This is a genomic window from Oerskovia sp. NPDC060287, assembly GCF_042726775.1.
Classification (GTDB): domain Bacteria; phylum Actinomycetota; class Actinomycetes; order Actinomycetales; family Cellulomonadaceae; genus Oerskovia; species Oerskovia merdavium.
Window position 1 is genome coordinate 1 of the sequence record NZ_JBHXBO010000146.1, and the last position, 8,391, is coordinate 8,391.

An 8,391-nucleotide genomic window follows, 5' to 3' on the forward strand; every position below is an offset into this window, starting at 1 on the left:
CGTCATGCTTCCCCTCTCCGCCGGCCGTGCCCGCTGGACCCGTACGGACCGGCTCCCGGGAAGCTCAGACGTCGAGCAGGTCCGGGCTCAGACCGGCCTCGGTGTCGGGGATGCCCAGCTCCGCAGCCCGCTTGTCCGCGGTCGAGAGGAGGCGTCGGATGCGGCCCGCGACGGCGTCCTTGGTCAGCGGCGGCTCGGCCAGCTGACCCAGCTCCTCGAGCGACGCCTGCTTGTGCGCGAGGCGCAGCTCGCCGGCCTCGCGCAGGTGGTCGGGCAGGTCCGGCCCGAGGATCTCGAAGGCCCGCTCGACGCGGGCCCCGGCCGCGACCGCCGCGCGTGCCGAGCGCCGCAGGTTGGCGTCGTCGAAGTTCGCGAGCCGGTTGGCCGTGCCACGCACCTCGCGCCGCTGGCGCCGCTCCTCCCAGACGACCACGGTCTCGTGGGCCCCCAGCCGCGTGAGCATCGCGCTGATGGCCTCGCCGTCGCGGATGACCACACGGTCCACCCCGCGGACCTCGCGCGCCTTGGCCGAGATGCCCAGGCGTCGGGCAGCGCCGACGAGAGCGAGGGCGGCCTCCGGCCCCGGGCACGTGACCTCGAGCGCGGACGAGCGCCCCGGCTCCGTCAGCGAACCGTGCGCGAGGAACGCGCCGCGCCACGCGGCCTCGGCCTCGCCGACCCCGGCCGACACCACCTGCGGGGGCAACCCCCGCACGGGCCGGCCACGGTTGTCGAGCAGGCCCGTCTGGCGAGCGAGCGACTCGCCGTCCTTGACGACCCTCACCACGTACCGGCTCCCCCGACGCAGACCGCCCGCCGAGACCACGATCAGCTCGCTCGTGTGCCCGTACACGTCGCTGATCGTCTGCCGGAGCCGACGCGCGGCGATCGCCGTGTCCAGCTCGGCCTCGATCACGATGCGACCGGAGATGATGTGCAACCCACCGGAGAATCGCAGCATGGCCGAGACCTCCGCCTTGCGGCAGGAGGTCTTGTCCACCTTGAGTCGCGCGAGCTCGTCCTTCACCTGTGCCGTCAACGCCATGGCGACATCCTCCCATCAACGGGCAACGATCGTGACCGCACTCCCCCACGCGGGCGTCGGTCAGTGCGTCGTCGTCCCCACGTCGCCGAGGAACCCGTCGAAGACGTCCCGCAGGGCCGCGGCGAGGCGCAGCGCGTCGTGCCGCGGGGTCCCGTCGGAACGCCCGACCTGACGGAGCAGGAGGCGCGCACCCATGCGCGCCGACTCGTCGGCCAGCAGCCCGATGTCCTCGACCGCGCTCGGGTCGGCGACCACGGCGTCGATCCGCAGCCCGGGCGCGTGCTTGTGCAGCGCCTCCAGGTGGTCGGTGGCCGTGAGGCCGTAGGTCTCGCCCGCGTCGCTCGAGAGGTTGAGCACGACGCAGCGCCGGGCCGCGGTCTCGTGCAGCGCGTGCGCGAGCTCGGGGACGAGCAGATGGGGCATGACCGACGAGTACCAGGAGCCCGGGCCGAGGATCACCCAGTCCGCGGACCGCACCGCCTCCACGGCCTCGGGGCACGCGGGCGGGTCGGGGGGGACCAGGCGCAGCTGCTCGATGCGTGCGTGCGTCACGGCGACCTGGCTCTGGCCCACGATCGTCGAGAGCCCGTCCCCGGTGCGCACGTCCGCTTCGATGCCGAGCGGCACGGCGGCCATGGGCAGCACCCGGCCGCGAGCCCCGAGCAGCTTGCCCACCCAGTCGAGCCCTGCCACGGGGTCGTCCAGGAGCTCCCAGAGGGCCACGATGAGCAGGTTCCCGACCGCGTGCTGGTCGAGGTCGCCGCTCGAGGAGAACCGGTGCTGCAGGACCGAGCTCCAGGTCCGCCCCCACTCGGAGTCGTCGCACAGGGCCGCGAGCGCCATCCTGAGGTCGCCGGGCGGCAGCACCCCGAGCTCGGAACGAAGCCTCCCGGAGGAGCCGCCGTCGTCCGCGACGGTCACGACCGCGGTGATGCGGTCCGTCATGAGCCGCAGCGAGGACAGCGTCGCCGACAGGCCGTGGCCTCCGCCGAGCGCCACGACCGCGGGGTTGCTGAGAGTCACACCTACTCCTTGCCGAGGTCTCGGGCGGTCACGGTCACGCGCTGGCCCAGCGCCCGGAGCTTCTTGGCGAGCTCCTCCGAGACCGCGACCGAACGGTGCTTGCCGCCCGTGCAGCCGACGGCGATCGTCACGTAGCGCTTCTCCTCGGCGAGGTAGCCGGACAGGACGGGCTCGAGCGCGCTCACGTAACGGTCGATGAACTCGAGGGCTCCCGGGCGCGCCAGGACGTAGTCGCGCACAGGCTCGTCACGGCCGGTCAGGTGACGCAGCTCGGTGATCCAGTAGGGGTTCGCGAGGAACCGCATGTCGACGACGTGGTCCGCGTCGAGCGGGATCCCGTACTTGAAGCCGAACGAGACGATGTTGATCCGCAGCGCGTCCGGTGTGCCCTCGGCCACGGCTGCGCGGACCTCTCGCGCCAGGTCGTGGACGTTGAGGTCAGAGGTGTCGATGACGACGTCGGCGCGCTCCTCGACGCTCGCGACGAGGCGGCGCTCCTCGGCGATCCCGTCGAGGATCCGGCCTCCTCCCTGGAGGGGGTGCGGACGACGGACCTGCTCGTAGCGTCGGACGAGCACCTCGTCGGACGCGTCGAGGAACAGGATGCGGTAGAAGACGCCGGCGTCCCGCAGGTGCTTGAGGACGTCGAGCAGGTCGGTGAAGAACCCGCCACCGCGGACGTCGACGACCGCGGCGATGCGCTGGACGCTCGACCCCGCGCGCGTCATCATGTCGACGAGCGGTACGAGCATCCTGGGCGGCATGTTGTCCACGACGTACCAGTCGAGGTCCTCGAGGACCGCGGCAGCACGCGTACGACCCGCCCCGGACATGCCCGTGATGACGAGGACCTCGGCGTCCGAGCGCTCGGGCGCGGGGGTGGTCGCCTCGATCGCGGGGATTCCCTGGGGGACGGTCGTCGGCGAGGGTTCGGTGCTCATGCTCCCAGCATGCCAGCCGGTCACGCGGGGACGGCCCCGCTCGCGGTGGGGGGCACCCCGGGCGTGTCCGGCCCGGACGGTTCCCCCGGCCCGACGGCGTCGCTCGCCGACGCGGTCTCGCTCACCGTGGTCGTGGTCGTGGTCGTGGTGGCGGGCGGGACGTCGGTGCGTGCGCCCGTCTCCGCGGGAGCGGGCGGGGCAGGCTGCGGGTCGGGGCCGAGCGCGGCGACCACGGCTGCAGCCGTCGCGGCCCCCATGCCGGGCACGGTCGCGATCTCCTCGGCGGACGCGGCCCGCAGCCGCTTGAGCGAGCCGAAGTGCGTGAGGAGGGCCTTCTTGCGCGCGGGCCCGAGACCGGGCACGTCGTCCAGGACCGAGACGGTCATGGCCTTGCCCCGCTTCTTGCGGTGGTAGGAGATCGCGAACCGGTGCGCCTCGTCACGGACGCGCTGGAGCAGGTAGAGGCCTTCGGAGCTGCGCTGCAGGATCACGGGGTAGTCCTCCCCCGGCAGCCACACCTCCTCGAGGCGCTTCGCGAGCCCGCACAGCGCGACGTCGTCGATGCCGAGCTCGGCGAGCGCCCTGGCGGCGGCCGCGACCTGGGGCGGGCCGCCGTCGACCACCACGAGGTTCGGCGGGTAGGCGAAGCGTGCTGCGCGGCCGGCCGGGGCGTCGGCCCCGACCTCGCCCGACCGCGGGACGTACCCCGCAGCCTGGGCGTCCGCGTCCCGCGCGGTGTCGTCGTCGGCGCCCAGGTCCATCTCCACGTCGCTGGCCTGCGACCGGTCCGCGAGGTAGCGCTTGAAGCGGCGCGTGATGACCTCGTGCATCGCGGCCGTGTCGTCACGGGCCCCCAGGCCCTCGGGCCCACGGATCGCGAAGTGGCGGTACTCGCTCTTGCGCGCGAGCCCGTCCTCGAACACGACCATCGACGCGACCTGGTGGGTCCCCTGCGTCGTGGACACGTCGTAGCACTCGATGCGCAGCGGCGCGGTCTCGAGGCCCAGGGCCTCCTGGATCTCGCGGAGCGCCTGGCTGCGCGTGGTCAGGTCGCCTGCGCGGCGCGTGCGGTGCAGCGCGAGCGCGTGCTCGGCGTTCTTGTGCACCGTGGCGGCGAGCTCCCGCTTGTCACCGCGCTGGGGCACGCGGACGTCGACCTTGGCGCCGCGCAGCCCCGTGAGCCAGGACACGACCTGCTCGGTGTCGGGCGGCAGGACCGGCACGAGCACCTCGCGGGGCACGATGCTCGACGACGGCGTCGAGGAGTCGCCCAAGGACTCGTCGACCGAGCCGTAGACCTGCTGGAGGAGGTGCTCGACGAGCTCGGCGTCGGTCACGTCCTCGACCTTCTCGACGATCCATCCGCGCTGGCCACGGATGCGCCCTCCGCGCACGTGGAAGACCTGGACCGCGGCCTCGAGCTCGTCACCGGCCAGGGCGAAGATGTCCGCGTCGGTCGCGTCACCGAGCACCACGGCGTTCTTCTCCATGGCGCGCTCGAGCGCGAGGATGTCGTCACGCAGGCGCGCCGCCTGCTCGTACTCCATCGCGGCAGCGGCCTCCTTCATCTTCGCCTCGACCCGGCGGATGAACTTGGCCGTGTCACCGGCCATGAAGTCGCAGAAGTCCTCGGCGAGCGCGTGATGGTCCTCCGGGCTGATGCGTCCCACGCACGGCGCCGAGCACTTGTCGATGTATCCGAGCAGGCACGGGCGCCCGGTCTGCTGCGCCCTCTTGAAGACACCCGCGGAGCACGTGCGCACGGGGAAGACCCGCAGCAGCAGGTCGAGGGTCTCGCGGATCGCCCAGGCGTGCCCGTAGGGGCCGAAGTACCGGGTCCCTGGACGCTTGGCGCCACGCATGACCTGCGCCCGGGGGAACTGCTCGCCCAGCGTCACGGCCAGGTACGGGTAGGACTTGTCGTCCCGGTACTTGACGTTGAAGCGCGGGTCGAACTCCTTGATCCACGAGTACTCGAGCGCGAGCGCCTCGACCTCGGTCCCGACGACCGTCCACTCGACCGACGCGGCCGTGGTCACCATGGTCTGGGTCCGGTAGTGGAGGTTCGTGAGGTCCTGGAAGTAGCTCCCGAGACGCGCCCGCAGGTTCTTCGCCTTGCCCACGTAGATCACACGGCCGTGCTCGTCACGGAACCGGTAGACACCGGGCGAGGTGGGGATCTCTCCCGGGGCGGGGCGGTACGAGGACGGATCTGCCATGTCCGTCAGCCTAGGTCAGCCCACCCACACCCCGGGCGCCCTGCGACCGCACCCGCTGACCGTGACGCCCGTCACACATGCACGGCCTCAGGCCGCTAGGGTGACCGCATGGGCGCCCTTCACTCCTATGCCGCGACCGTCCGCTGGACCGGCGCAGGCCAGACCGGAACCACCACCTACACCGCGTACAGCCGTGACCACGAGATCGACCTCGCAGGCCGTCCGACGCTGCCCGGGTCCGCCGACCCGGCGTTCCGTGGGGACCCCGGCCGGTACAGCCCCGAGGAGCTGTTCGTCGCGAGCCTCTCGCAGTGCCACATGCTGTGGTTCCTGCACCTCGCGTCGGCTGCGGGGATCGTCGTGCGCGAGTACTCGGACGAGGTCACCGGGACCATGCGGGTCGAGTCGGCGGGGGCAGGTCAGTTCACGGACGTCACGCTGCACCCGCACGTCGTCGTCGACGACGGCCCCGAGGTCACCGACGAGGCGGTCGCCGAGGTCCACCGCCGGGCCCACGACCACTGCTTCCTGGCCCGGTCCGTGAACTTCCCCGTGCTGCTCGAACCCGTTCCGCTGCGCACGCACGCGGCCTGACCACCCGGGCGGCATGCAACGACCTGCGTCGCGCCGCCCGGGCAGGCCGTCCAGCCGGCCACAGGCCGGCACGCGATCACGCGCGCTGCCCGGCGACCGCGCGGCCGGGCAGCGGAGCCCTCCGACGGCAGGGCCAAGCGCCTCTCGCGTGCGAGCTCGATGCCGCCCGTCAGGCGCTCTCGCGCGCGTCGTCGTCGGGCGTGCCCACCGACGCCTTCACGGTCGCCGACGACTTGGAGGCCGCAGCCGTGGCCTTGCGGACCGGGGTCTTCCGGGTCGTCTTGGCCGCCGGCGCCTTGGCTGCTGCGGCCTTCTTGGGCAGCGGTGCGACCGGGATCGGGTCACCGGGAAGCACCTCGGCGAGGAACCTGCCCGTGTGGCTCGCGGCGACGGCCGCCACCTGCTCGGGCGTTCCCTCGGCGATGACCCGGCCACCACCCGATCCGCCCTCGGGTCCCATGTCGATGATCCAGTCGGCGTTCTTGATGACGTCCAGGTTGTGCTCGATCACGAGCACCGAGTTGCCCTTGTCCACGAGCGACTGGAGCACCGCGAGGAGCTTGCGGATGTCCTCGAAGTGCAGACCCGTCGTGGGCTCGTCCAGGACGTAGATGGTGCGGCCCGTCGACCGCTTCTGCAGCTCGCTGGCCAGCTTGACGCGCTGCGCCTCGCCGCCCGAGAGCGTGGGCGCGGGCTGCCCCAGGCGCACGTACCCCAGGCCGACCTCGGAGAGCGTCTTGAGGTGCCGCGAGATCGTGGGCACCGCGGCGAAGAACTCCGACGCCTCCTCGATGGGCATGTCGAGCACGTCGGCGACGGTCTTGCCCTTGAAGTGCACCTCGAGCGTCTCGCGGTTGTAGCGCGCACCGTGGCAGACCTCGCACGGGACGTACACGTCCGGCAGGAAGTTCATCTCGATCTTGATGGTCCCGTCGCCCGAGCACGCCTCGCAGCGCCCACCCTTGACGTTGAACGAGAACCGGCCCGGGGTGTATCCCCGCACCTTGGCCTCGCTGGTCTCCGCGAAGAGCTTGCGGACGTGGTCCCAGACCCCGGTGTACGTCGCCGGGTTGGACCGGGGCGTGCGGCCGATGGGGCCCTGGTCGACGTGGACCACCTTGTCGAGGTTCTCGAGCCCCGTGATGCGCCGGTGCCGACCGGCGACCTGCCGCGCCCCGTTGAGCTCGTTCGCGAGCACGGTGTAGAGGATCGAGTTGACGAGCGTCGACTTGCCCGAGCCCGAGACACCCGTGACCGCGGTCAGCGTGCCGAGCGGGAAGCTCACGTCGATGCCCTCGAGGTTGTGCTCGCGCGCGCCGATGACCGTGACCTGACGGCTCTTGTCCACGGGCCGGCGCGTCGCGGGCAGCGGGATGCTGCGGCGTCCGGCGAGGTAGGCGCCCGTGACGGACTCGGGGGCCTCGAGGAGCCCCGCGTAGTCGCCCGAGTGGATCACGCGCCCGCCGTGCTCGCCGGCACCGGGGCCGATGTCCACGATCCAGTCGGCGGCACGGATGGTGTCCTCGTCGTGCTCGACGACGATGAGCGTGTTGCCCAGGTCGCGCAGGCGGGTGAGCGTGTCGATGAGTCGCCGGTTGTCCCGCTGGTGCAGACCGATGCTCGGCTCGTCGAGGACGTACAGGACGCCGACGAGCCCCGAGCCGATCTGCGTCGCGAGCCGGATGCGCTGCGCCTCGCCGCCCGAGAGGGTCCCGGCCGGGCGCTCGAGCGAGAGATAGTCGAGACCCACGTCGAGCAGGAACCCCAGGCGGGCGTCGATCTCCTTGAGCACCTCGGTCGCGATGGCCTTCTGGCGCGTGCCGAGCTCGAGCGAACCGAGGAAGGCCGCGGCCTCGCGCAGCGGCAGTCGGCAGACCTCGGCGATCGACTTGTCACCGACCTTGACCGCGAGGACCTCGGGCTTGAGCCGCGTGCCCTGGCAGACCGGGCACGGCGTCTCACGCATGTACGCCTCGTACTTCTCCTTGGACCACTCCGACTCGGTCTCGCCGTGGCGGCGCTCCAGGAAGGTCACGACACCCTCGAAGCCTGTCGAGTACTGGCGCTCCCGGCCCCAGCGGTTCTTGTAGCGGACGTGCACCTCGTGGTTCTGGCCGTAGAGGACAGCCTGCTGCGCCCGCTGGGGCAGCGCACGCCAGGGCACGTCCATGGAGAAGCCCAGGTCCGAGGCGAGGGCGGTCAGCACACGGTTGAAGTACTCGGAGGAGATCTGGGCCCAGGGGGCGACAGCTCCCTCTGCGAGGGACTTCTCGTCGTCCGGGATCACGAGGTCCGGGTCCACCTCGAGGCGGAAGCCGATGCCCGTGCACTCGGGGCAGGCGCCGTAGGGCGCGTTGAACGAGAAGGTGCGCGGCTCGATCTCGTCGAGCGTGAGCTCGTGGTCGTTGGGGCACGCCCGCTTCTCGGAGAACCGACGCTCGCGCTGCGGGTCGTCGGCGTCAGCGTCGACGAGCTCGACGACGACGAGCCCGCCCGCGAGGCCGAGCGCGGTCTCGACCGAGTCCGTGAGCCGGCGCTGGACGCCGTCGCGCGAGACGAGGCGGTCGAT

6 protein-coding genes are annotated in these 8,391 nt (G+C 72.0%); 1 reads left to right on the plus strand and 5 read right to left on the minus strand.

The genetic code is table 11. From position 1 onward, the window contains the following. Positions 1-64: 64 nt before the first annotated feature. The 4 genes from whiA to uvrC are packed head-to-tail and all read right to left on the minus strand — an operon-like array spanning position 65 to position 5,228. On the minus strand, positions 65-1,045 hold the full coding sequence (whiA, locus tag ACFWFR_RS13200) for a DNA-binding protein WhiA (RefSeq protein WP_191805771.1): 981 nt from the start codon (positions 1,043-1,045) through the stop codon (positions 65-67). Positions 1,046-1,105: 60 nt separating this feature from the next. Then, a complete protein-coding gene (gene yvcK, locus ACFWFR_RS13205) occupies positions 1,106-2,068 on the minus strand; it encodes a uridine diphosphate-N-acetylglucosamine-binding protein YvcK (RefSeq protein ID WP_191805770.1) in 963 nt (320 codons plus the stop codon). Positions 2,069-2,070: 2 nt separating this feature from the next. Continuing rightward, on the minus strand, positions 2,071-3,009 hold the full coding sequence (gene rapZ / locus ACFWFR_RS13210; protein WP_191805769.1) for an RNase adapter RapZ: 939 nt from the start codon (positions 3,007-3,009) through the stop codon (positions 2,071-2,073). A 20-nt stretch (positions 3,010-3,029) separates the two neighbouring features. Then, positions 3,030-5,228 (minus strand): excinuclease ABC subunit UvrC, encoded by a 2,199-nt coding sequence (gene uvrC, locus ACFWFR_RS13215; RefSeq protein ID WP_377623254.1) that lies wholly within the window; start codon positions 5,226-5,228, stop codon positions 3,030-3,032. Between the two features lie 108 nt (positions 5,229-5,336). Between uvrC and ACFWFR_RS13220 the strand changes: the two genes are divergently transcribed. After that, positions 5,337-5,822 (plus strand): OsmC family protein, encoded by a 486-nt coding sequence (locus ACFWFR_RS13220; protein ID WP_191805767.1) that lies wholly within the window; start codon positions 5,337-5,339, stop codon positions 5,820-5,822. Between the two features lie 169 nt (positions 5,823-5,991). On the opposite strand, the gene uvrA is transcribed toward ACFWFR_RS13220, so the two are convergent. Then, the coding region (uvrA, locus tag ACFWFR_RS13225; protein WP_377623255.1) for an excinuclease ABC subunit UvrA at positions 5,992-8,391 on the minus strand (2,400 nt) is incomplete at its 5' end.